The 22,962-nt window shown below is 75.3% G+C and carries 18 protein-coding genes and 1 pseudogene; 9 read left to right on the top strand and 10 right to left on the bottom strand.

Annotated features, from left to right (window positions below):
* Window positions 1–28 precede the first annotated feature (28 nt).
* The 3 genes and pseudogenes from JD79_RS24060 to JD79_RS20775 form a co-directional block, all read left to right on the top strand.
* A pseudogene (locus JD79_RS24060) lies at window positions 29–1,333 on the top strand (IclR family transcriptional regulator); the annotation flags it as partial.
* A gap of 46 nt (window positions 1,334–1,379) precedes the next feature.
* A complete protein-coding gene (locus tag JD79_RS24065; protein WP_245900268.1) occupies window positions 1,380–1,742 on the top strand; it encodes an alpha/beta hydrolase in 363 nt (120 codons plus the stop codon).
* 84 nt (window positions 1,743–1,826) lie between these two features.
* On the top strand, window positions 1,827–3,536 hold the full coding sequence (locus JD79_RS20775; RefSeq protein ID WP_110007052.1) for a dihydroxy-acid dehydratase: 1,710 nt from the start codon (window positions 1,827–1,829) through the stop codon (window positions 3,534–3,536).
* Between the two features lie 84 nt (window positions 3,537–3,620).
* Here JD79_RS20775 and JD79_RS20780 read toward each other — a convergent pair whose 3' ends face one another.
* Window positions 3,621–4,391 (bottom strand): dihydrodipicolinate synthase family protein, encoded by a 771-nt coding sequence (locus tag JD79_RS20780; protein ID WP_110007053.1) that lies wholly within the window; start codon window positions 4,389–4,391, stop codon window positions 3,621–3,623.
* A 160-nt stretch (window positions 4,392–4,551) separates the two neighbouring features.
* On the opposite strand from JD79_RS20780, the gene JD79_RS20785 reads away from it, so the two are divergent.
* The 6 genes from JD79_RS20785 to JD79_RS20810 all read left to right on the top strand — a co-directional run bounded on the left by JD79_RS20785 (window position 4,552) and on the right by JD79_RS20810 (window position 11,205).
* On the top strand, window positions 4,552–5,109 hold the full coding sequence (locus JD79_RS20785) for a quercetin 2,3-dioxygenase (protein ID WP_110007054.1): 558 nt from the start codon (window positions 4,552–4,554) through the stop codon (window positions 5,107–5,109).
* 72 nt (window positions 5,110–5,181) lie between these two features.
* Window positions 5,182–6,087: an alpha/beta hydrolase gene (locus tag JD79_RS20790; protein WP_110007055.1), complete on the top strand. Its 906-nt coding sequence runs from the start codon at window positions 5,182–5,184 to the stop codon at window positions 6,085–6,087.
* A gap of 188 nt (window positions 6,088–6,275) precedes the next feature.
* Window positions 6,276–7,910 (top strand): FAD-dependent monooxygenase, encoded by a 1,635-nt coding sequence (locus JD79_RS20795; protein WP_110007056.1) that lies wholly within the window; start codon window positions 6,276–6,278, stop codon window positions 7,908–7,910.
* Between the two features lie 25 nt (window positions 7,911–7,935).
* Window positions 7,936–9,108 carry a glycoside hydrolase family 1 protein gene (locus tag JD79_RS20800; protein WP_110007057.1) on the top strand — a complete coding sequence of 391 codons (1,173 nt, stop codon included), beginning with the start codon at window positions 7,936–7,938 and terminating at the stop codon, window positions 9,106–9,108.
* Window positions 9,108–9,959 carry a fumarylacetoacetate hydrolase family protein gene (locus JD79_RS20805; RefSeq protein WP_110007058.1) on the top strand — a complete coding sequence of 284 codons (852 nt, stop codon included), beginning with the start codon at window positions 9,108–9,110 and terminating at the stop codon, window positions 9,957–9,959. Before JD79_RS20800 ends, JD79_RS20805 begins: the two co-directional genes overlap by 1 nt.
* A complete protein-coding gene (locus JD79_RS20810; protein WP_110007059.1) occupies window positions 9,949–11,205 on the top strand; it encodes a DUF3500 domain-containing protein in 1,257 nt (418 codons plus the stop codon). The genes JD79_RS20805 and JD79_RS20810 overlap by 11 nt, the downstream gene beginning before the upstream one ends.
* 67 nt (window positions 11,206–11,272) lie before the next feature.
* Here the strand turns inward: JD79_RS20810 and JD79_RS20815 are convergent, their stop codons facing one another.
* The 9 genes from JD79_RS20815 to JD79_RS20855 all read right to left on the bottom strand — a co-directional run bounded on the left by JD79_RS20815 (window position 11,273) and on the right by JD79_RS20855 (window position 22,883).
* Window positions 11,273–12,793 (bottom strand): DUF445 domain-containing protein, encoded by a 1,521-nt coding sequence (locus JD79_RS20815; protein ID WP_110007060.1) that lies wholly within the window; start codon window positions 12,791–12,793, stop codon window positions 11,273–11,275.
* 33 nt (window positions 12,794–12,826) lie between these two features.
* A complete protein-coding gene (locus tag JD79_RS20820; protein ID WP_110007061.1) occupies window positions 12,827–14,317 on the bottom strand; it encodes a rhamnulokinase in 1,491 nt (496 codons plus the stop codon).
* 12 nt (window positions 14,318–14,329) lie between these two features.
* Entirely contained in the window at window positions 14,330–16,366 is a 2,037-nt protein-coding gene (locus JD79_RS20825) for a bifunctional aldolase/short-chain dehydrogenase (protein ID WP_110007062.1), read from the bottom strand.
* Window positions 16,367–16,498: 132 nt separating this feature from the next.
* Window positions 16,499–17,680, bottom strand: coding sequence for an L-rhamnose isomerase (gene rhaI, locus JD79_RS20830; RefSeq protein ID WP_110007063.1), 1,182 nt, complete (start codon window positions 17,678–17,680; stop codon window positions 16,499–16,501).
* On the bottom strand, window positions 17,677–18,039 hold the full coding sequence (locus JD79_RS20835; protein ID WP_110007064.1) for an L-rhamnose mutarotase: 363 nt from the start codon (window positions 18,037–18,039) through the stop codon (window positions 17,677–17,679). The genes rhaI and JD79_RS20835 overlap by 4 nt, the downstream gene beginning before the upstream one ends.
* 67 nt (window positions 18,040–18,106) lie before the next feature.
* Window positions 18,107–19,195 (bottom strand): rhamnose ABC transporter substrate-binding protein, encoded by a 1,089-nt coding sequence (gene rhaS, locus JD79_RS20840; protein ID WP_110007065.1) that lies wholly within the window; start codon window positions 19,193–19,195, stop codon window positions 18,107–18,109.
* A gap of 55 nt (window positions 19,196–19,250) precedes the next feature.
* Entirely contained in the window at window positions 19,251–20,273 is a 1,023-nt protein-coding gene (locus tag JD79_RS20845; protein ID WP_211308083.1) for an ABC transporter permease, read from the bottom strand.
* On the bottom strand, window positions 20,263–21,342 hold the full coding sequence (locus JD79_RS20850) for an ABC transporter permease (protein WP_211308084.1): 1,080 nt from the start codon (window positions 21,340–21,342) through the stop codon (window positions 20,263–20,265). Before JD79_RS20850 ends, JD79_RS20845 begins: the two co-directional genes overlap by 11 nt.
* Window positions 21,339–22,883: a sugar ABC transporter ATP-binding protein gene (locus JD79_RS20855; RefSeq protein ID WP_211308085.1), complete on the bottom strand. Its 1,545-nt coding sequence runs from the start codon at window positions 22,881–22,883 to the stop codon at window positions 21,339–21,341. Before JD79_RS20855 ends, JD79_RS20850 begins: the two co-directional genes overlap by 4 nt.
* Window positions 22,884–22,962 lie beyond the last annotated feature (79 nt).

Genomic DNA, 22,962 nt, shown 5'->3' on the forward strand with positions numbered 1-22,962 from the left:
CGGCAAGCGCCCGCCGCAGGGCGACCCGGTGGTCGACCGGGCGTTCGCGCTGCTCGCCGCCTTCGACGCCGGCCGCCCGTCGTTGACCCTCGGCGAGCTGGCCCGGCGCAGCGGCATCCCGACCAGCTCGACGCTGCGGCTGGCCGGCCGGCTCGTCGCGTGGGGCGCCCTGGAGCGGGACGCCGAGGGCCGGTTCACGGTGGGCCTGCGACTGTGGGAGGTGGCCTCGCTGGCCCCGCGGGCCCGCGGGCTGCGCCAGGTGGCGATGCCGTTCCTCGGCGACCTGGAGGAGGTCACCCGCCAACACGTGCTGCTCGCCGTCCGGGAGGGCGGGGACGCCGTGCTGCTCGAGCGGCTGTCGGCACACGCGGCGATCCCGGTGCTCTACCAGGTGGGCGGCCGGCTGCCGCTGCACTCGACCGGCGTGGGCCTGGTGCTGCTCGCCTATGCCGAGGCCGACGTCCAGGAGGAGTACCTGTCCCGGCCGCTGCTGCACGAGCCGGAGCGCACGCCGGTGTCGGAGGCGGCGCTGCGGCGGACGCTGGCCGACGTGCGCCGCGAGGGCATGGCGCACTTCCGCCGGAGGGTGCCGCGGCCCATCGTGTCGGTGGCAGCGCCGGTGTTCGACGCCGCGGACCGGCTGGCCGCCGCGGTCTCGGTCGTCGTGCCGCAGGAGGATGCCGACGCGCGGGTGCTCGGTCCCGCGGTGCGCACCGCCGCCCGCGCCATCTCCCGCGGCCTGGGCGCGCGCCGCCCCTCGGCCCCGGCCGCTGAGCCGACCCGACGCGGACGGGGCCACGGTTCCCGAGGACCCGTCCCGCCCGGGCCCTCTCGCCGCGATCACGGAGCTCCGGTGGCGACACCCCGGCGGCCATCGGCGTGTCGGCACCGCGACTCCGTGATCGCGAGGGGGACGGCGCCCGTCTGCCGGTGGATGGCACGGCGATGGCCGGATCCACACCGCGCTGGCGAGGGTGACGCCGACTCCCCGCCGAGCCCCGGGGGCCGCCCCGTGCCGATCCACCCCGCCATCGCCGCGAACCTGCACCTGCTCGAGGGCATCGAGTCCTTCGAGCAGGGTCTCGCCGACCCGGAGCAGCGCGCCCGCCTCGACGCGTTCACGTCGATCGAGGGCGCTCCCCCGCCGCCCGCCGTCGCCACCCGGGCCGCAGCCGCGCCCGGCCCGCACGGCGACGTCCCCGTCCGGGTGTACGAGCCCGACGGCGACGGTTCCGGCCGGCCCTGCCTCGTCTGGCTGCACGGCGGCGCCTTCCGCACGGGCGACCTCGACATGCCCGAGGCCGACTGGACCGCCCGGCAGGTGTGTGGGCGCGCGGACGCGGTCGTGGTCAGCGTCGACTACCGGCTCTGCGGCCCGGATGACCGAGGTCCCCCGGCTGCTGCGCTTCCTGCCCGAGGACCGGCGGTCGATCACGACGAACTACCTGGGCGGGCCGGAGAGCACGGCCGACGGGTACGCCATGCCGGCGAACGCCGTCCTCGAGGGCCTGTGCCCCGTGCTGCTGCTCGACTCCGAGTACGACGACCTGCGCGCCTCGGCGGAGGCGTTCACCGCCGCGCTGGCACTGGCCGGGGTCGACGTCCGCCAGGTGCTCGTGCCCGGCATGCTGCACGGCTTCCTCAACCTGCCGGCGCACGACGTCGAGCCGGTCGACCGGGCGCTGGCCCTCGTGGCCGACGTGGTCCTCGGCACCGAGCGGAGGCCGGTGCCGGCCGGGTGACCCCGGAGCGCCCCGTCCAGGGCGCGGCGCCGGGGGCCGGCGCTCGTCTGGACCACCGTCTCGGCACGGAGCGAGGATGGCGCCGTGGCCCTCCGCAGCGCGCAGTGGTACTCCGGCGACGTCCGCAACGCCTACATCCACCGGGCCTGGATGCGCCGCGGCGTCCCGGACGACGCCTTCGGCCGCCCGCAGATCGCCATCGCGAACACCGCCTCCGACCTCGTGCCCTGCAACCGGCACCTCACCGAGGTCGCGGCCGCCGTCCGTGACGGTGTCCTCGCCGCGGGCGGCACCCCGCTGGAGGTGCCGGTGTTCGGTCTGGGCGAGACGCAGGTCCGGCCGACGGCGATGCTCTGGCGCAACCTGGCCGCGATGCAGATGGAGGAGGTGTTCCGCGCCAACCCGGTCGACGGGCTGGTGCTGCTCGGGGGGTGCGACAAGACGATCCCGTCGCTGCTCATGGCAGCCGCCTCGGTCGACCTGCCCGCCGTCGTCGTCCCCGGTGGGCCCATGCTGACCGGCACCTTCCGCGGGGTGCCGCTGGGCTGCGGTACCGACGTGTTCCGTCTCTCCGAGGAGGTCCGTGCGGGCACGTTGTCGGCGGAGGAGTTCGCGCGGTCGGAGTCGGCGATGATCCGCAGCCGCGGGCACTGCAACACGATGGGCACCGCCTCGACCATGGCGCTCGTCGCCGAGGCGCTGGGCACCGTCGTGCCCGGGGTCGCCGGGACCCCGGCCGCGGACAGCCGCCTGCTGGAGGCCGCGCACGGGACCGGACGGCTCGCGGTGGAGATGGTGGCCGCCGACCGCCGGCCGAGCACCTTCCTCACCGAGGGGTCCTTCACCAACGCCATCGTGGCGCTGGCCGCCATCGGCGGGTCGACGAACGCCGTCGTCCACCTGCTGGCCATCGCCGGCCGGCTGGGGATCGACCTCACGCTCGACGACTTCGACCGCATCGGCTCGGGCGTGCCGGTGCTCGTCGACCTGCTCCCGGCCGGGCGGTTCCTCATGGAGGACCTCCACCGCGCCGGCGGCCTGCTCGCCGTGCTGGGCCAGGTCCGCGACCTGCTCGACCCGACCGCGCTCACCGTCACCGGCGAGCCGCTGGTCGACAGCCTCGACGAGGCGCCGATCTGGGACCCGCAGGTGATCCGGCCGCGCGGGGAACCGCTGCTCGAGCACGGGGGCATCGCCGTCCTGCGCGGGAACCTCGCGCCGTCCGGCGCGGTCGTCAAGCCGGCCGCGGCCTCCCCACACCTCCTGCGGCACCGCGGCCGGGCGGTGGTCTTCGACTCGATCGAGGACTTCCACGCCCGCATCGACGACCCCGACCTCGACGTCGACGCCGACTCGGTCCTCGTCCTGCGCGGCTGCGGCCCGAAGGGCTACCCCGGCATGCCCGAGGTCTCGAACATGCCGCTGCCGAAGAAGCTGCTGGAGCAGGGGGTGCGCGACATGGTGCGGGTGTGCGACGGCCGGATGAGCGGCACCGCCTACGGCACCGTGGTCCTGCACGTGGCGCCGGAGGCGGCCGCCGGCGGCCCGCTGGGCCTGGTACGCACCGGCGACGTCGTCACGCTGGACGTCGCGGCCCGCCGGATCGACGTCGAGGTCCCGGACGACGAACTGGCCCGGCGCCGGCCGAGCGGGGCGACCGTCGCCGGCTTCGCCGAGCCCCGGCGCGGCTGGGAGCGGCTCTACGTCGACCACGTGCTGCAGGCCGACACCGGCGCGGACATGGACTTCCTCGTCGGCTCGAGCGGGTCGGCGGTGAGCCGCGAGTCCCACTGAGCGCTGTCAGCGATCCCGACGGCCTGACCCCGCGCCTCGCTCGTTCCTCGCTCGTTCCTCGCTGCGGTGCTCCCGAGGCTGTCGTCAGGCGCCCACCCGGGTGACCACCGACGTGCCGAAGCGCTCCGCGGCCGCCCGCTTGTAGCCCGCCGGGAAGTCGGCCGACGCGCTGCGGTCGACGGCGGCGAGCCGCACCTGTGCGTCCGGGTCGCCGCCGGAGGCCGCGACGCACTGCTCGGGGGCGACGTTGGCGGCCGCCACCAGTGCACCGGCGCCCCCGATCGCGCCGCACAGCCCGACCAGGGACGCCGCCCCCGTGTAGAGGTCGCCCGCGAAGACGTCGCGCTCGTGCAGCAGCCGGCCGGCGTCCCCAGAGGAGTCCTTGAGCCCGGACACCGGCAGGTCGGGCAGCAGGCCGACCGGGATCCCGGGCGCGGAGGCACCCGGGAAGTGGTACGCCAGCAGCGGCCCGGTCGCCGCCTTCGCGACCGCCTCGTAGTACGGCCGCGGGTCGGGGACACCGGCCGGCGACAGCGCCAGGACGGCGTCCGCGCCCACGGCGAAGGCGCGCTCGGTGAGCTCCGCCGCCTGCCGGCCGGTGGGCGCCCCGGTACCGGCGAGCACGGGCACCTCCGCCGGCAACGCCGCCCGCACCGCGCCGACGAGCGCATCCCGCTCCTCGGCGGTCAGGGCGGCCGCCTCTCCCGTCGTCCCGGCGACGAGCACGCACCGCACGCCGAGGCCGGCCAACTGCGCCGCCAGGTCGGCGGTGGCCGGCGCGTCCAGCGCCCCGTCCTCGGAGAACAGGGTGACCAGGGCGACGCCGACGCCGGTGAACAGGGGCACGTCCCGCATCCTGCTCCTGCGGACGCCCCCGGGCCCGCCGGCAGGACCGATCCGGCGGGGACCGGGCCGCGGCAGGAGATGGTTGCCGGTCAATGGCACGCCGCTGGGAGTGCGTGACCCGGCTCACGGATGCTCGGACGGTCACCGTCGACCCGACCCGGGAGTGCAGATGAGCTTCGAGTACCTGATCGACCCGGAGAAGGGCCCGCAGTGGCAGGGCGTCCTGCCGGGCAAGCCGGTCCCCTACGTGCTCAGGCGCGGGGAGGGTGAGCACGCGATGCTCTTCGGCGACCTGTTCACGGTGCTGCTCTCCGGCGACGAGACGCAGGACCAGTTCGGGATCGTCGTGAGCGACTCGCCGGCCGGCGACGTCATCCCCACGCACTCGCACAACGAGACCCACGAGACGTTCTTCGTCCTCGACGGCAAGGTCCGGCTGTTCTTCGAGGACGCCGAGGGCGGCAGGCAGTCGCAGCTGCTCACCCCGGGCGACTTCGGCTACGTGCCCGCCGGGTTCGCCCACGCGTACCAGATCGTCGAGGACGCCCGGATGATGGGCACCCTCTCCGGCGGCTTCGAGCGCTTCTTCCAGCACATGGGCCAGCCGACCGACCACCCCACGAAGGAGCAGCCGCCCTTCATCCCGGACCTCCCGCGCATGCAGGCGGCCGCGCAGCAGCACAACATGCAGTTCCTGCGCGACGTCGAGTGGCCCGAGCAGGCCTGAGTCCCGCACTCCCCCGACCGGGCGCGGCTCCTCGTGGAGCCGCGCCCGGCGCGCGTCCCGAGGAGGTCCCTCGTGCCCACCCCCGCCCTGCCGCTCCCGCCGCCGGCCTCCGCCGCTCCCCTGCCGCCGGCCTCCCCCGGCCCGGACGGCACCCGGTTCCTCGGCGGCGTCCCGTACGCGGCACTCCCGGGCGCCCGCCCGCTGGAGCTCGACCTGTACCTGCCGGCCGGCGACGGTCCGCACCCGGTCGTCCTCTTCCTGCACGGCGGCGGCTGGCGGCTGGGCAGCCGGCGCTCGGGCGGCCCCGCGTTCCCGGGCCGCAGCCTCTTCGAGCGGGTCGCGGGGGCCGGGATCGCGGTCGCCAGCGCCGACTACCGGCTCTCCGGCGAGGCGGTCTGGCCGGCCCAGCTCTCCGACGCCAAGGCCGCCGTCCGCTGGCTGCGCGCGCGGGCCGGCGAGCTCGGCGTCGACGGCGAGCGGATCGCGGCCTGGGGCGAGTCGGCCGGCGGGCACCTCGCCGCGCTGCTCGGGCTGGTCGCCGACCCGGCGCTGGAGGGCGACGTCGGTGTGACCGGCCCGCCGAGCGCCGTCGTCGCCGTCGCCGCCTGGTACGCGCCCAGCGACGTCGCGGCGGTCGCTCCCGACACCGGAGCCGACCCGGCCGACGCCACCACGCGCGAGGCCCAGCTGCTCGGCGCGGCACCGTCGGCCGTCCCCCGGGTCGCCGCGCAGGCCAGCCCGGTCGGCCACGTGCGCGGGGACGTCCCGCCGTTCCTGCTGCTGCACGGGCGGGCCGACCGGTTCGTCCCGTGCGTGCAGAGCGAGCGGCTGACCGCGGCCCTGACCGCGGCGGGGGCCGACGTCGAGCTGCACACCTACGACGGCGCCGACCACATGTGGCTGGGCGCCCCGGAGGCGGCCGCCGACGCGCTCGAGCGGACCGTCGCCTTCCTCCGCGCGCGCCTGCTCGCCGGCTGATCCGGAACCGCCCGGGGCCGTCTGCCGGTCAATGGCAACAGGGTGGGGCCGGGTGACCTGTGCCACCGATGCTCGACACGTCCGGGGAGCGGCTCCCGAGCCCGCCGGCCCCGATCTCCCCGCGCCGTCCCGTACAGCCTTTATCGCGATAAAGGCTCCTCCGGCACCGCAGTCCGACAGGAGTCCCCGTGTCCGAAGCCCCCGTCCCCTCCCGGGTCCCGGTCCTCGTCGCCGGCGGCGGCCCCAGCGGGCTCGCCGCCGCCATCGAGCTCGGCCGGCGGGGCGTCGAGGTGCTCGTCGTCGAGCCCCGCACGGTCCTCGACCCGCTGCGCCCCCGCGCGAAGACGACCAGCGTCCGCACCATGGAGCACCTGCGCCGCTGGGGGCTGGCCGACCGGCTGCGCGCCCTGGCGCCGCTGCCCGTCGCGCACGCCCAGGACGTCGTCTTCTGCACCGGCCTGTTCGGACACGAGATCACCCGCTTCCCCGAGGCGTTCGGGCTGTGGACGCAGCCCCGCCAGATCGCCGCGGAGGCCGGCCAGCAGGCGCCGCAGCCCGACGTCGAGGTCCTGCTCCGGGCGGCCGCCACCGAGCTGGCGTCGGTCACCGTGCTGGCCGGCTCGCGGGTCACCGCCGTCACCGACGGTCCCGACGAGGTGCGCGCCACCGTCGAGGGCCCGGACGGCACGGCCACCGAGGTCGTCGCCGACTACCTGCTCGGCTGCGACGGCAGCGCCGGGATCTCCCGCCGCGCCATCGGCGCCCGCTACGAGGGATCCTCGGGCGCCCTGCCCAACCTCAGCGTCACCTTCCGCTCGCGGGCGCTGGAGGAGCGGCCGCTGTGCGCGCTCGGCGTCCACTACTGGGTGATCGGCACCGAGCGCGGCGGGCTCATGGGCCGCCTCGACCTCGAGGGCACCTGGTGGGCGATCGTGCAGGGCGTCGACACGGTGGCCGAGGACGCCGACCCGGTGGGGCTGGTGCGCGCCATGGTCGGGCACGACATCGACGTCGAGGTGCTGGCCACCGACCCGTGGCAGGCGCGGATGCTGCTGGTCGACCGCTACCGCGGCGAGCGGGTGTTCCTCGTCGGCGACTCCGCGCACCTCAACCCGCCGTGGGGCGGCCACGGCTTCAACACCTGCGTCGGCGACGCGGTGAACGTGGGCTGGAAACTCGCGGCCGTCCTGCGCGGCTGGGCGCCGGCCGCGCTGCTCGACAGCTACGAGCCCGAGCGGCGGCCGGTGGCCCGGCGGACCATCGAGGCGGCCGGCAGCCAGGAGGCCTTCCTCGCCCCCGCCTTCTCCGGCCGCGACCTCGACGACGACGGCCCGACCGGCTGGGAGCTGCGCGCGGCACTCGCCGAGGCGCTGCAGGTCAAGGACCCCGAGTTCCACAGCCTGGGCCTGGTGCTGGGTTACGACTACCCCGACTCCCCCGTCGTCGTCCCGGACGGCCGTCCGGTGCCCGAGCCCGCGCTGGCCACCTTCACGCCCTCGGGGCACCCGGGCGCCCGGCTGCCGCACGCGTGGCTGGCCGACGGCGAGTCGCTGTTCGACCGCCTCGGGCCCGAGCTCAGCCTGCTGCGGCTCGACGCCGCCGCCGACCCCGCGCCGCTGGTCGCCGAGGCGGCGCGGCGCGGTGTCCCGCTGACCGTCGTCGACCTCCCCGACGTCCCGGGGCTGCGCGAGCTGCTGGGCGAGGACCTGGTGCTCGTGCGGCCCGACCAGCACGTCGCGTGGCGCGGCCCGGCCGTCGCCGACCCCGCCGCGCTGCTCGCCCACGTCCTGGGCGTCCCCGTCCCCGCCGCCGTCGCCCCCTGATCCGCCCGACCTCCCAGGAGACCCGATGACCGTCCGCTTCCCCGAGGGTTTCCTCTGGGGCTCCGCCACCGCCGCCCACCAGGTCGAGGGCGGCAACGTGAACAACGACCACTGGGAGATGGAGCACGCCGAGCACTCGCCGTTCACCGAGCCCAGCGGCGACGCCTGCGACTCCTTCTCCCGCTGGCCCGAGGACCTCGACCTCGTGGCCGGCGCGGGCCTGACCGCCTACCGGTTCAGCCTCGAGTGGAGCCGCATCGAGCCCGAGGAGGGCGAGGTCTCCCGGGCCGCGCTCGACCACTACCGCCGGATCGTCGACGGCTGCCGCGACCGCGGGCTGACGCCGGTGGTCACGCTCGTGCACTTCACCCAGCCGCGCTGGCTGTTCCACGACGGCGGCTGGACCGGCGCGAAGACCGGCGACCGGATCGCCCGCTACACCGAGACGGTGCTGCCGGTGCTCGCCGACGCCGAGTACGTGGCCACGCTCAACGAGCCCAACCTCATGGCCGCGCAGCCGGTCATGGGCGCGATGGCCCGCCGCGGTGAGGAGATCAGGGGCCTGCCCCGCCCCGACCAGGAGGTCGCCGAGGCGCTGCTCGGCCTGCACGGCCGGTCGATGGAGGTGCTGCGCGGCACCGTCCGCAACGCCGGCATGACGCTGGTCGGGCGCGAGCACATCGCCGAGCCGGGCGGCGAGGAGCGGATGCGCGAGGAGCGCGCCGCCTTCGAGGACCAGTTCCTCGAGGCCGCCCGTGGCGACGACTTCGTCGGCCTGCAGGTCTACACCGCCGCCCGGTTCGGGCCCGACGGGCTCATCGCCCCGGCTCGTGAGCTGCAGACCCTCGCCCACGGCATGGAGCGCCGGCCGCAGGCGCTCGGCGCCGCCGTCGCGCGCGCCGCGGAGGTGCTGCCGGGCGTGCCGCTGGTCGTCACCGAGAACGGCATCGCCACCGCCGACGACGACGACCGCATCGCGTTCACCACCGAGGCGCTGACCTCGCTGGCCGCCGCGATCGAGGCCGGCGCCGACGTCCGGGGCTACCTGCACTGGTCGCTGCTGGACAACTTCGAGTGGATGCTCGGCTACCGGCCCACCTTCGGCCTGGTCGCCGTCGACCGGCAGACCTTCGTCCGCACGCCCAAGCCGAGCCTGGCGTGGCTCGGCGAGGTGGCCCGCCGGAACGGGCTGGCCTGATGCGGGTCGTGGGGATCCGCCGCGCCGGCGGGCCGGTCGAGGTGGCCGCGCTGTCCGGCGACGGCGCCCGTGTGACCGTGCTGGCGTCGCTGGAGGAGTTCTGGGCCGACGCGTCCCGGTTCCTGGCCGGAGACCCGGCCGGGGACCCGGTGCCGGCCGGCGACGTGGAGTTCGTGCCGCCGGTGCTGCCCGGCGCGCGGGTGCTGTGCACCGGGCTGAACTACCTCAGGCACGTCGCCGAGGGGTCGTTCGCCGGCGAGGGCGTGCCGCCGTACCCGACGCTGTTCGCCCGCTGGACGCAGTCGCTCACCGTCGACGGCGCGGAGATCCCGGTGCCCGCCGACGAGGACGGGCTGGACTGGGAGGGCGAGGTCGTGGCCTACGTCGGGTCCCCCCTGGTGGACGCCACGCCGGAGGAGGCGCTCGCCGCCGTCGTCGGCTACTCGACGTTCAACGACGTGACCTCGCGGCGGGCGCAGAAGCTCACGTCGCAGTGGATCCTCGGCAAGAACGGCGACCGGTCCGGCCCGCTCGGGCCGCTCGTCCCGGCCGCCGAGGTCGGCGACCTGCGCGACGGCCTGCGGGTGCGGACGCGGGTCAACGGTGAGACCGTCCAGGACGGCCGCACCGACGAGATGGTGTACACGGTCGGCGACACGCTCGCGCTGGTCAGCCGCACCTTCACGCTGCGGCCCGGCGACCTGCTGGCCACCGGCACGCCGTCCGGGGTCGGCTACGCCCGCACGCCCCCGTGGCTGATGCAGCCCGGGGACGTCGTCGAGGTCGAGGTCGAGCGCCTCGGCGTGCTGACCAACCGCGTCGTCGGAGCGGAGGCCCGCCGTGGCCGGTGAGTTCCGGCGGTACCTCTTCCCCCGCGACCACCCGCGGCTGGCCGGGGTCCGCGGCCTCGACCCCTACGCCTACCGCGAGCACGCCCGGACGCCGGGCACCTTCACCGGCGGGCTGGTCGAGGGCTGGACGCCGCTGTACCTGGCGCCGTTCCGCGGCGTGACCGAGGACGGGGTCCTCCGCGAGGGCCTCCACCCGCTCACCCCTGCACAGCCCGGCGAGGAGGCGCCGGTGGCCGCGATGGTGGCCGCCGCGGAGACGCTGCTCGGCCTGCTGAGCCCAGGGGACCGCACGCGGCTCTGCTTCCCCGTGGACGCGCCCGAGTGGCAGACCTGGGCCAACCCCGAGTTCATGCAGTTCGACACCGGGCTGCGGCTGGAGTTCCAGCCCGAGGAGGTGCGCGAGGCCGCGCTGGCGCTGGTCCGCGCCTCGCTGTCGCCCGAGGGCGCCGCCCTGGTGCACGCCGCGATGCTGGTCAACGGCTTCCTCGGCGACGTCGTCGACCTGCCCACCGTGCTCGGCGAGTGGAGCTACAACGTCGCGGTCTACGGCACCCCCGACCTGCGCGCGCCGTGGGGCTGGCAGCTCTACGGCCACCACTGCGCGGTCAACGTGCTCGTGGTCGAGGGCCGGATGGTCGTCTCGCCGGTGTTCGTGGGCGCCGAGCCCGACGGGATCGACGACGGCCCGCACGCCGGCGTCGCCGACCTGTTCGCCGACCGCATCTCCTCCGGTCTGGCGGTCATGGCGGCGCTGACCGGCGAGCAGCGCGCGGCCGCCACCGTCTACGAGCAGATGGTCGACCCGGCGATGCCGCCCGGCCGCGTGCACCCCGGCGACGAGCGGCACCTGGCCGGCGCGTTCCAGGACAACCGCGTCATCCCGGTCGAGGGAGTGCGGCTGTCGGAGGTGTCGGAGGAGGCGCGGGCCCGCGTGCTCGACGTCGTCGCCGCCTTCGTGCGGCTGCTGCCGGAGGGCCCGCGCGCGGCGCGGCTGCGCGAGCTCGAGGCGCACCTGGACGAGACGTGGTTCTCCTGGATCGGGGGGCACGCGCCCGGCGACGTCTTCTACTACCGGGTGCAGTCGCCGGTGGTGGTCGCCGAGCTCGACCACCACTGCGGCGTCTTCCTCGACTACCACACCCCGAAGCCCTTCCACGTGCACACCGTGCTGCGCACCCCGCACGGCAACGACTACGGCCGTGCCTGGGTCCGGGAGTGGCAGTCGCAGCACGATCAGGTGGGCTGATCGTGCTGCGTCCTGGCTCACCGTCGGCGGTGAGCCAGGACGCGCCACGGTGAGCCGGGACGGCCGGTCAGCCCTCCGGCGCGGCGTCCCCGGTCTCGGTGCGCGGGGCCTCGGGCTCGGGCTGCGCGTCCCCCGTCCCGGGCCGCGAGGCCTCGACCCGCGGCTCGTCGGCCCGGGGCTCGTCGGCCCGGGGCTCGTCGTCAGGCGGCCGGGGGTCCTCGACCTGCGGGTGCGGGTCGTCCCCGCGTTCGCGGGCGCGGCCGGCCCCGGGCAAGCCCGACACCACCTGGTGCAGGTCGTCCATCAGCTCGAGCAGCGCGTGCAGGTCCGTGGGCACCCGCCCGAGGTCGGCGGTGCGCGGCAGGTGGCCCGACTCCAGCCCGCGCAGCAGCCGCGGCACCTGGTCGGTGAGGGCGGCGAGGTTCGCGGCCCGCTCCTCGGTCAGCAACGCGGGCAGCCGGCCGAGCAGCGCGCCCAGCGCGCGGGCCGCGTCGTCGTCGATCTCGCGGCCGAGCCGGGTGAGCAACCCGAGGACGGCGTCCACCTGCTCCTCGCCGAGCGCCTGCTCGAGCCGGTCGAGGCGCTCGTCGGACAGCAGGCCGTCGAGCCGGGAGCCGACCCGGGCGAGGCGCTCGTCGTCCAGCAGCCCGGCGGCGCGGTCCACCAGCCGCGGGACGCGCTCGTCCTCCAGCAGGCCGGCGGCGCGGTCCACCAGCCGCGGGACGCGCTCGTCCTCCAGCAGGCCGGCAGCGCGGTCCACCAGCCGCGGGACGCGCTCGTCGGCGAGCAGGTCGTCGAGCCGGCCGAGCAGGCGCAGCACGCGTTCGTCGGCCGCCAGGTCCAGCAGCGTGCGCACCCGCTCGTCGGCGCCCAGGTCGAGGGCCTGCTGCACCCGGTCGCCGGTGAGGAGGTCCAGGGTGCGGTCGACCCGGTCGCCGGTGAGGAGGTCCAGGGTCCGGTCGACCCGGGCGTCGGTCAGGACGTCCAGGGTGCGGTCGACCCGGTCGCCGGTGACGAGTTCGAGGGCGCGCACGACCCGGTCGTCCCCCGCGAGGTCGAGGGCACGCTCGACGCGCTCGTCGGCCAGGTGGTCGAGCACCCGCTCGATCCGGGTCAGCAGCTCGGTCGACAGCAGCCGGTCGAGCCCGTCGGCGAGCCCGTCGAGCCGGCCCGGGGACAGCAGGCCCGAGGACAGCAGGTCGTCGAGCGCGTCGAGGGCCCGCGGCACGACGTCGGCGCGCGAGCGCAGGGTGTCCACGGTCCGGGTGACCGCCTCGACCCGCTCCGGCGCCAGCGCGGCACCGAGCCGGTCGACGAGCGTGCCCAGGGCGGCGATCCGCTCCGGCGTCATGACGGCGGCGAAGCGCCGCACCACGTCGGCCGCCACCTCGACGGCCTCCGGGCCCACCGCGACCGCGCGGGCGACCGCCGGACCGGCGCCGTCGAGGAGCGACCGGGTCCGGCGGAGGACGTCGTCGGCCAGGGGCAGCAGCGTCTCCGCGCGCGGCAGCGCCGCACTGAGGCTGCGGACGGAGTCGGCGAGCGTCCAGGGCAGGTCGAGGAGGTCCGAGGGACCGGGCAGGCGCACGGGCGCTCCCTACCCGTGCGCCCGCCTCCGGACTCACCGGCCCGGGTACGCCCGCGCCTCGGCGGCGTCCCAGGCGGCCGACGAGCCCGAGGGCCGGTACTCGACCGGCGCCTGGGTGGCGCGCAGCAGCCGGCGCATCTCCCCCAGGCCACCGCCGAGCGCGCCGAGCGCCCGCGCCTGCACCAGCGCGTTGCCAAGCGCCGCGGCCTCCACCGGTCCGGCGAGCACCGGCCGCTGGCAGGCGTCGGCGGTGAGCTGGCACAGCAGCGCGTTGCGCGCTCCCCCGCCGACCAGGTGGACGACGTCGACCTCGCGGCCGGACAGCTCCTCGGCCGCCCGCACCGTGCGCCGATAGGCCAGCGCGAGGCTGTCGACGATGCAGCGCACCGTCTCCGCCTGGCCCTGCGGCGGCGTCTGCCCGGTCTCGGCGCAGACCTGCGCGATCCGCGCCGGCACGTCACCCGGCGGCAGGAAGCGCGCGTCGTCGACGTCGACCACGGCGGCGAAGGCCGGCACCCGCGCGGCGGCGGCGAGCAGGTCGGGGAGGTCGGCGGGCAGGCCGGCCGCGGTCCAGGTGCGCAACGACTCCTGCAGCAGCCACAGCCCCATCACGTTGTGCAGGTACCGCACGGTGCCGTCGACGCCGAGCTCGTTGGTGAACCCCGCCGTCCGGCCGGCCTCGGAGAGCACCGGCTTCTCCAGCTCCACGCCGACCAGCGACCAGGTGCCGCAGGAGACGTAGGCGAACCGGTCGCCGCGCGCCGGGACGCCGACGACCGCCGACGCCGTGTCGTGCGACCCGACCGCGACCACCGGCACGTCGCCCAGGCCGGTCTCGGCGCGGACGTCGGCGGTGAGCCGGCCGATCTCCTCGCCGGGCTGCACCAGCGCCGGGAGCAGGTCGCGCGGCAGGTCGAGCCGGTCGAGCAGGCCGGTCGCCCACTGCCGCGTCGTCGCGTCGAGCAGCCCGGTCGTGGAGGCGTTGGTCACCTCCGCGACCCGCGCCCCGGTCAGCCAGTACGCCAGCAGGTCGGGCACGAGCAGCGCCTGCCGGGCCGCGGCGAGGCGCGCCGTCCCCCGCATGGCGGCGAGCTGGAACACCGTGTTGAACGGCAGGTGCTGCAGGCCGTTGACCCGGTACAGCTCGTCGGGCGGGACGAGGGCGTGCACGTCGGCGACCGCGGTCTCGTGCCGGGCGTCGCGGTAGTGCACGGGGTTGCCGAGCAGCGCGCCGTCGGCGTCGAGCAGGCCGACGTCGACGGCCCAGCTGTCGATGCCGATGCCGTCGACCCCCCGGCCGCCGGCCTCGTGGCCGGCGGCCCGCAGCCCGTCGAGCACCCCGGCGTAGAGGCCGAGGACGTCCCACTGCAGCGTCCCCGCCGTCCGCACCGGCCGGTTCGGGAAGCGGTGGACCTCCGTGAGGTCCAGCCGCCCGGAGCCGACCCGCGCGACCATCACCCGGCCGCTGGAGGCGCCCAGGTCGACCGCCGCGAGGGTCAGCTCCCGGGGGACAGAGGTGGCCATCCCTGCCACCCGTCAGCGGAGGAAGGCGGCCGCGACGCCGGAGTCGACCGGGACGTGCAGGCCGGTGGTGCGCGACAGCTCCCCGCCGGTCAGGGCGAAGACGGCGTCGGCGACGTGCTCGGGCAGCACCTCGCGCTTGAGCAGGGTGCGCTGCGCGTAGAACTGGCCCAGCTCCTCCTCCGGCACCCCGTAGACCGCGGCGCGCTTGGCGCCCCAGCCGCCGGCGAAGATGCCCGACCCGCGGACGACGCCGTCGGGGTTGATGCCGTTGACCCGGATCTGGTGCTCCCCCAGCTCGGCGGCCAGCAGCCGGACCTGGTGCGCCTGGTCGGCCTTGGTCGAGGAGTAGGCGATGTTGCTGGGCCCGGCGAAGACCGCGTTCTTCGAGGAGATGTAGACGACGTCGCCGCCCATCCCCTGCTCGATCATGAGCCGGGCCGCCTCGCGGGAGACGAGGAAGCTGCCCTTGGCCATGACGTCGTGCTGCAGGTCCCAGTCCTGCTCGGTGGTCTCCAGCAGCGGCTTGGAGATCGACAGGCCGGCGTTGTTGACCACCAGGTCGACGCCGCCGAAGGCCAGCACCGCCTCCCGGAACGCCGCGGCCACCGCCTCGGCGTCGGACACGTCGGCGGCCACGCCGATCGCGACGTCGGCGTCGCCGATGCCGGCCGCGGCGTCGGTCGCCTTCTGCAGGTCGAGGTCGGCGACGACGACGCAGGCGCCCTCGGACGCCAGCCGCTCGGCGATCGCCTTGCCGATGCCGCTCGCCGCACCGGTCACCAGCGCGACCCGCGACGCCAGCGGCTTGGGCTTCGGCATCCGCTGGAGCTTGGCCTCCTCCAACGCCCAGTACTCGATGCGGAACTTCTCGCTCTCGTCGATCGGCGCGTAGGTGCTGACCGACTCGGCGCCGCGCATGACGTTGATGGCGTTGACGTAGAACTCGCCGGCCACCCGGGCGGTCTGCTTGTTGGCGCCGAAGCTGAACATGCCCACGCCGGGGACCAGCACGATGGCCGGGTCCGCGCCGCGCATGGCGGGCGAGTCGGGCGTGGCGTGGCGCTCGTAGTAGGCCGCGTACTCGGCGCGGTACTCCTCGTGCAGCTCCCGGAGCCGCGCGACGACGTCCTCGACCGGGGCGCTCGCCGGCAGGTCGACCACCATCGGCCGGACCTTGGTGCGCAGGAAGTGGTCGGGGCAGGAGGTGCCGAGCGCGGCGAGGGGCGCGAGCTTCTCGCGCGACAGGAACTCCAGGACGACGTCGGAGTCGGTGAAGTGCCCGACCTGCGGCCTGTCGGTGGAGGCCAGGCCGCGGATCACCGGGGCGAGGGCCGCGGCCCTCACCCGGCGCTCGGCGACGGGCAGCGCCTCGTAGCCGGGGACGACGGCGCCGAACGGCTCGGCGCTGCCCCTCTCGGCGAGGAAGCGCTCGGCGGTGCGGATGACGTCGAGGGAGTTGGCCTCGGCCTCCTCGCTGGTCGCGCCCCACGCGGTGATGCCGTGGCCGCCGAGGACGCAGCCGATGGCCTGCGGGTTCTTCTCCTTGACGGCCGCGATGTCGAGGCCGAGCTGGAAGCCGGGGCGGCGCCACGGCACCCAGACGACGCGGTCGCCGAAGCACTCGCGGGTCAGCGCCTCGCCGTCGGCCGCCGTCGCCAGGGCGATGCCGGAGTCGGGGTGCAGGTGGTCGACGTGGGCGGCGTCGACCAGGCCGTGCATGGCGGTGTCGATCGACGGGGCGGCGCCGCCGCGGCCGTGCAGGCAGAAGTCGAACGCGGCGACCATCTCGTCCTCGCGCTCGACGCCCGGGTAGACGTCGACCAGCGAGCGCAGCCGGTCGAGCCGCAGCACGGCCAGGCCCGCCTCCCGCAGGGTCCCGAGGTCGCCGCCGGAGCCCTTGACCCACAGCAGCTCGACGGGCCGGCCGGTGACCGGGTCGGTCCCGGTGCCCTTGGCGGAGGTGTTGCCGCCGGCGTAGTTGGTGTTGCGCGGATCGGCGCCGAGCCGGTTCGACCGCGCGATGAGGTCGCTGACCACGGGGTTGGTCACAGCAGTGGGTTCCTTCCGGGAGGGACCGGCGAGATCGCCGATCTCGCACGGTTCGAGGGGCGGAGACGTGCGAGATCGCCGATCTCGCCGGGCAGGCGGACCGCCTCTCGCGCGCGCGAGAGGCGAGGGGGGCTAGGCGCCCCAGGAGGCCTGGGTGCCACCGATGCGCTCGCGGGCGATGCGCTCGGCGTGGCCCGAGCGGGCGTAGGCGGCGTACGGGTCGGCGTCGAGGCCCTTCGACTCGCGCAGCTCGGCGAGCAGCGGGCGGACGTCGGTGGCGAAGGCGTCGGTCAGCGCGCCGTGCGCGGCGAGCACGTCACCGGAGGCCTGTGCGGCGGCCAGCGCCTCGCGGTCGACCAGCAGCGCCTTCGCCGTCGCCTCCTGGACGTTGAGCACCGAGCGGATCTGGCCGGGGATCTTCGGCTCGATGTTGTGGCACTGGTCGAGCATGAAGTTGACGCCGGCGCCGAGGAGCGCGTCCGCGGCCACGATCTCGTTCATGATGCGGAAGAGCTGGAATGGATCGGCCGAGCCGACGATGAGGTCGTCGTCGCCGTAGTAGCGCGAGTTGAAGTCGAACGCGCCGAGGCGGCCCACCCGCAGCAGCTGCATGACGATGAACTCGATGTTGGTGCCGGGCGCGTGGTGGCCGGTGTCGAGGACGACGGTCGCCTGGTCGCCGAGAGCCAGGCAGTGCAGCAGCGAGGTCCCCCAGTCGGGGATGTCCATCGCGTAGAAGTACGGCTCGTAGAACTTGTACTCCAGCAGCAGCCGCATGCCCGGGTCGAGCATCGCGTAGACCTGCTGCAGCGAGTCGGCGAGCCGGTCCTGCCGGGCGCGCAGGTCGTCCTGGCCGGCGTAGTTGGTGCCGTCGGGCAGCCACAGCTTCAGGTCGGTCGAGCCGGTGGCGCGCATGACGTCGACGCACTGCGCGTGGTGGGCGATCGCCTTGTCGCGGACCGCCTCGTCGGGGTGGGTCAGCGACCCGAGCCGGTAGTCGTCGTCCTGGAACAGGTTGGAGTTGATCGCGCCGATGGCCACGCCGAGGTCGGCGGCGTGCGCGGCGAGCTTGGAGAAGTCGTCGACGAGGTCCCACGGGACGTGCAGCGACACCCGCGGCGCGGCGCCGGTGTAGCGGTGCACCTGGGCGGCGTCCTCGATCTTCTCGAACGGGTCGCGGGCGACGCCGGGCTGGCCGAAGACCTTGAAGCGGGTGCCGGAGTTGCCGAACGCCCACGAGGGCAGCTCGATGGTCTGCTCGGCCAGCGCGGCGAGGGCACGGGCTCGGCGGTCGGGGGTCCCGAGGTCGGTCACGGTCGGTCTCCTGTTGCTGCGGTGGTGGGGTCGCCGAGCGCCGCGAGCTGGGCGTCGAGGTCGAAGACGAGCGGCAGCTCGGACTTGCCGGAGCCGTCGCCGGAGACGAAGAAGGGCGCCATGGAGGCCTCCCAGCGGGCGCTCACCTCGGTGGCGTCCACGGCGGCCCGCGCGGCGGCGAGGTCGTCGGTCTCCACGACGCCGACCAGCAGGCCGTCGTCGCGCAGGTAGAGCTGGTAGTCCCGCCAGCCGGCGTCGCGCAGGGCGCGCAGCATCTCCGGCCAGACGGCGGCGTGCCGCTCGCGGTACTCGGCCAGGCGGTCGGGGCGGACCTGGAGGGTGAAGCAGGCGCGGGGCACGAGGGGTCTCCTAGGAGGGGCCCGGTCCCGCCGCCGCCGGGTGGGGGCGGCGGGACCGGGGGGCGACTCAGAAGTCGAAGTCGTCGATGTTGTCGGCGTTGAAGACCGTCGGCTCGCCGAGCACGATCTCGCCGTCGGCACCGACCTCGTACTCGCCGAGGTCGCCGGCGGTGAAGGTCTCGCCCTCCGCACCGGTGATCTGGCCGGCGGCCAGCGCGGCACCGGCGTAGGCGGCCAGGTAGCCCAGGTCCTCGGGGTTCCACAGCGCGAACGCGGTGACGGTGCCGTCCTGGACGTACTCGCGCATCTGGTTCGGCGTGCCCAGGCCGGTCAGCGCGACCCGGCCCTTGTACTCCGAGCCCGACAGGTAGCGCGCCGCGGCCGAGATGCCCACGGTGGTCGGCGAGATGATGCCCTTGAGCTCCGGGTAGGTCTGCAGCAGGCCCTGGGTCTCCTGGAAGGACTTCTCGTCCTCGTCGTCGCCGTAGACCGTCGCCACGATCTCCAGGTCCGGGTACTCCGAGGCGGCGTACTCGGTCATGAGCTCGATCCAGGTGTTCTGGTTCGTGGCGTTGGCCGTCGCCGAGAGGATCGCGACCTGGCCGGCGCCGCCGATCTGCTCCGCCATGAGGTCGATCTGCGCCTCGGCGATGCCCTCGGGGGTCGCCTGGTTGATGAAGACGTCGCGGCACTCCGGCGAGGTGTCGGAGTCGAAGGTGACGACGCTGGCGCCTCCGCTGCGGGCCTGGTCCAGGGCGCTGCAGATGGCGTTGGGGTCGTTGGCCGAGGTGAGGATGACGTCGGCGCCCTGCTGGGTCAGCGTGTTGATGTAGCTGACCTGCGAGGAGGCGCTGGCCTCCGACGGGCCGACCTGGCTGAACTCGCCGTCGATCTCGCCGGCGGCCCGCTCGGAGCCGGCGGCCGCGACGTCGAAGTACGGGTTGTTGAGCTGCTTGGGCAGGAAGGCGATCGCGAGGTCCGCGGGGATCTCGGCGTCCGGGTCCGCGGACGCTCCGGCGGCGTCGCCGCCGGAGCTGCTGCCCTCCTCCTCGCCACGGGTGGTGCCACCGCAGGCGGCGGTGGTGAGCACGACGGCGGCCACCGCCACGCCGGTCAGGCCGCCACGCAGGCGACGGCTGGTCAGGAACAGCGACATCGGGGTCCCTCTCTTCGGGGTGGTGGGGAGTGGAGCGGGTGGAGCGGTGGTGCGGTCAGGAGGCCGGTCGTCGCCGGGCGAGACGGCCCTTGACCCGCGCGGTCACCTGCGGGGCGACGACGGCGGTGATCAGCAGGACGCCGGTGACGATGTTGAGGACGTCGGAGGGGACGTTGACCAGCTGCAGGGCGTTGCGCACCGAGGCCAGGAGCAGCGCGCCGGCGATGACGCCGAGCAGGCCGCCGCTGCCGCCGAAGATGGACACCCCGCCGAGCAGGATCGCCGCGACCACCTGCAGCTCCAGGCCGGTGGCGTTGTCGGCGCGGGCGCTGCCGTAGCGGAGCGTCCAGTAGACGCCGCCGAGCGCGCTGACCACGCCCGTGGCGACGAACAGCCACAACTTGGTGCGGGCGACGTCGATGCCGCTGAAGCGGGCGGCGTCCTCGCTGTTGCCCATGGCGTAGAGCGACCGGCCGACCGGGGTGGCGTGCAGGACGACCGCGGTGACGACGACGAGCACCAGCAGCGGGACCACCACGGTCGGGATGCCGGTGGAGCCGATCGAGCTGATCGCCCACGTCGTCCAGGCGCGCGGGAAGTCGGCCACCGCCTGGTCGCCGAGGACGACGAACGCCAGCCCGCGGTAGAGCGCCAGCGTGCCGATGGTGACCGCCAGCGACGGCAGCCCGAGCCGGGTCACGAGGAACCCGTTGACCGCGCCGAGCACGCCGCCGAGGACGAGCACCAGCGGGACGATCGCCTCCAGCGGCAGGCCGGCGATCCACAGCTGCCCCATCACCGCGCTGGACAGGCCGACCGTGCTGGCCACCGACAGGTCGATCTCGCCGGTGACCACCACGAGCGTCAGCGGCAGCGCGATGAGCGCGATGACGACGACGTCGAGCAGCAGGAACCCGGCGTTGCGGGTGGAGGCGAAGCCCTCGACCGACACCGCCGCGACGACGAGGAACAGCACGAGGAACGTGGTGATGACGCTGCCCGAGGGCAGGGTCGGGCCGCGACGGGCGGGCGCGGCCGGCGCCGGGGCGGCCGGGGCGGGGGCGGTCTCAACGGTCACTGCGGGCGTTCCTCCCCCGGAGGCGGGCGGCCAGGCGCAGTTGCAGCGCCCGGTCCAGTGCGATGGCGGCGAGGATCAGCGCGCCGACGGCGGCGTCCCGCCAGAACGGGTCCAGCCCCAGCTGGGGCAGCGCGGTGCCGATCGTGGTGAGCAGCAGCGCGCCGAGCGCGGCGCCGTAGACCGAGCCGCTGCCGCCGAAGATGGCGACCCCGCCGACGACCGCGGCGGCCACGACGAACAGCTCCTGGCCGGTGCCGGCGGTGGTGTCCAGCGTCTGGAAGCGGGCGGCGTAGAGGACGCCGGCCAGCCCGGCGAGGGCCCCGTTGACGACGAAGGCGGTGAGCACCCGCCGGCCGACCGGGATGCCCGACAGCCGCGCGGCCTCCGGCGCCGAGCCGATGCCGTAGAGCTCGCGGCCGCTGCGGAAGGTGCGCAGGTAGTAGCCGACGACCAGCACGACGACGACGGCGACGAGGAACAGCACCGGGACGCCGAGCAGCCGCGCGGTGCCGAGGGACTTGAAGCCGCTCGGCAGGTCGGCGGCGTTGATCTGCAGCCGGTCGGCGCTGGACGCCCACAGCGAGTCGAGCCCGCGGAAGGCGTAGAGCGTGCCGAGGGTGACCACCAGCGAGGGCACCCCGGCGACGGCGACGATCGCGCCGTTGAGCAGGCCGCACACCGCGCCGACGGCCATGCCGGCGAGCACGACCACCACGAGCGGCAGGTCGGGTGCGACCACCAGCAGCGTGCCGGTGGCGTACGCCGACAGGCCCAGCACCGACCCGACCGACAGGTCGACGTTGCGGGTGACGATCACCATCGTCTGGCCGGCCGCCAGCACGGTGAGGATCGCCGCCGACAGCAGCAGGTCGCGGACGTTCTGTCCCGACAGGAACCGCGGGTTGGCGATGACGGTGACGACCACGAGCAGGACGAGCGCGGCCAGGATGCCGAGCTCGCGGGCGAGGACCAGGCGCTGCACCAGCGCGGCGCCGCGGCGGCCGGCGCGCTCGGGGGCGGCCAGCTCCTCCGGCAGCGGCGCGGGCGTCTTCGTGAGGGGCGCGCTCACCGGGACACCCCGGCGGCGGCCTGCCCGGTCGCGGCCAGCATGACGCTGTCCTCGTCGGCGCGGGCACGGGGGATGTCGTCGACGAGGCGGCCCTCGGAGACGACGAGGACACGGTCGGCCATGCCGAGGACCTCCGGCAGCTCGCTGGACACCATGACGACGGCGAGGCCCTCGGCCGCCAGCTGCGACAGCAGCCGGTGCACCTCGGACTTGGTGCCGACGTCGATGCCGCGGGTGGGCTCGTCGACGATCAGCACCGTCGGCTCGGTCGACAGCCACTTGGCCAGGACGACCTTCTGCTGGTTGCCGCCCGAGAGCGTGGACACCGGGTCGGAGAGCCGCCCGGCCTTGACCTGCAGCCGCTTCGACCACTCGGCGGCCTGCGCCCGCTCCGCGCGGGAGCTGAGCAGCCCGCCCCGGGCGAGCTTCCAGCGCCGGGTGAGCGTGGCGTTCCGCTCGACCGACAGCTCCATGACCAGCCCCTGCTGGCGGCGGTCCTCGGGGACGAGCGCGATGCCGGCGGCCATGGCCGCGGCCGGGTCACCCTTCCTCAGCGCCTTCCCGGACACGCGGACGGAGCCGGCGTCGTAGGGGTCGATGCCGAACACCGCGCGGACGATCTCGCTGCGCCCGGCACCGACCAGCCCGGCCAGCGCGACGATCTCGCCGGCCCGCACGTCGAAGGAGACGTCGGAGAAGACGCCGCGGCGGGTCAGCCCGCGCACCTCGAGCACGACCTCGCCGGGCTCGACGTCGGTCTTGGGGAACAGCGAGGAGACCTCGCGGCCGACCATCCGGCGGACCACCTGGTCGACGGTCAGGTCGCGGGCGAGGTCGGTGGAGACCCACTGCCCGTCGCGCATGACGGTGATCCGGTCGCAGAGGTCGAACACCTCGTCGAACCGGTGGGAGATGAACAGCACCGCGGCACCGGAGGCACGCAGCGACCGGGCGACGGCGAACAGCCGCTCCACCTCGACGCCGGACAGCGCCGCGGTCGGCTCGTCCATGACCAGCACCCGCGCGTCGAACGACAGCGCCTTGGCGATCTCGACCATCTGCTGGTCGGCGATCGACAGGCCGCGCGCCGGGCGGTCGGGGTCGAGCGCGACGCCGAGCCGGTCGAACAGGGCCCGGCAGCGCTCGACGAGGCCGCGCCGGTCGATGCGGCGGCCCGGGAGCAGCGGCTGGCGGCCCATGAAGATGTTCTCCGCGACCGACAGGTCGGGGAACAGCGTGGGCTCCTGGTAGATGACGGCGATGCCGGCGGCCCGCGCCGCGGCGGGGTCGGCCAGCGTCACCGGCTGCCCGTCGAGCAGGACGTGGCCGGTGTCGGGGCCGTGCACGCCGGCGAGGATCTTCACCAGGGTCGACTTGCCGGCGCCGTTCTCGCCGACCAGCGCGTGGGCCTCCCCCGCGCGCAGCTCGAGCTGCGCGCCGCGCAGCGCGGCGACCGCGCCGAAGCTCTTGCCGACGTCCTCCAGGGCGAGCACGACCTGCCCTGTCGCCGGCGGCGCCGCTGGCGCCGGGGCGTGGTCCACGACGACCACCTCCGTTGTGAAACGATTCAGACGGGCTGTGGCGCAGACCATAGGGCGACGTTCCGAGACGTGTCAACGA

Origin of the sequence: Geodermatophilus normandii (assembly GCF_003182485.1) — a bacterium.
In the GTDB taxonomy this organism is placed as follows: domain Bacteria; phylum Actinomycetota; class Actinomycetes; order Mycobacteriales; family Geodermatophilaceae; genus Geodermatophilus; species Geodermatophilus normandii.

Excerpts from the sequence above, each read along its gene's own strand:
- JD79_RS24065 (WP_245900268.1), top strand. The coding sequence starts at position 1,380 with ATGACCGAGGTCCCCCGGCTGCTGCGCTTCCTGCCCGAGGACCGGCGG.
- JD79_RS20780 (WP_110007053.1), bottom strand. The coding sequence starts at position 4,391 with ATGCGGGACGTGCCCCTGTTCACCGGCGTCGGCGTCGCCCTGGTCACC.
- JD79_RS20785 (WP_110007054.1), top strand. The coding sequence starts at position 4,552 with ATGAGCTTCGAGTACCTGATCGACCCGGAGAAGGGCCCGCAGTGGCAG.
- JD79_RS20800 (WP_110007057.1), top strand. The coding sequence starts at position 7,936 with ATGACCGTCCGCTTCCCCGAGGGTTTCCTCTGGGGCTCCGCCACCGCC.
- JD79_RS20805 (WP_110007058.1), top strand. The coding sequence starts at position 9,108 with ATGCGGGTCGTGGGGATCCGCCGCGCCGGCGGGCCGGTCGAGGTGGCC.
- JD79_RS20820 (WP_110007061.1), bottom strand. The coding sequence starts at position 14,317 with ATGGCCACCTCTGTCCCCCGGGAGCTGACCCTCGCGGCGGTCGACCTG.
- rhaS (WP_110007065.1), bottom strand. The coding sequence starts at position 19,195 with ATGTCGCTGTTCCTGACCAGCCGTCGCCTGCGTGGCGGCCTGACCGGC.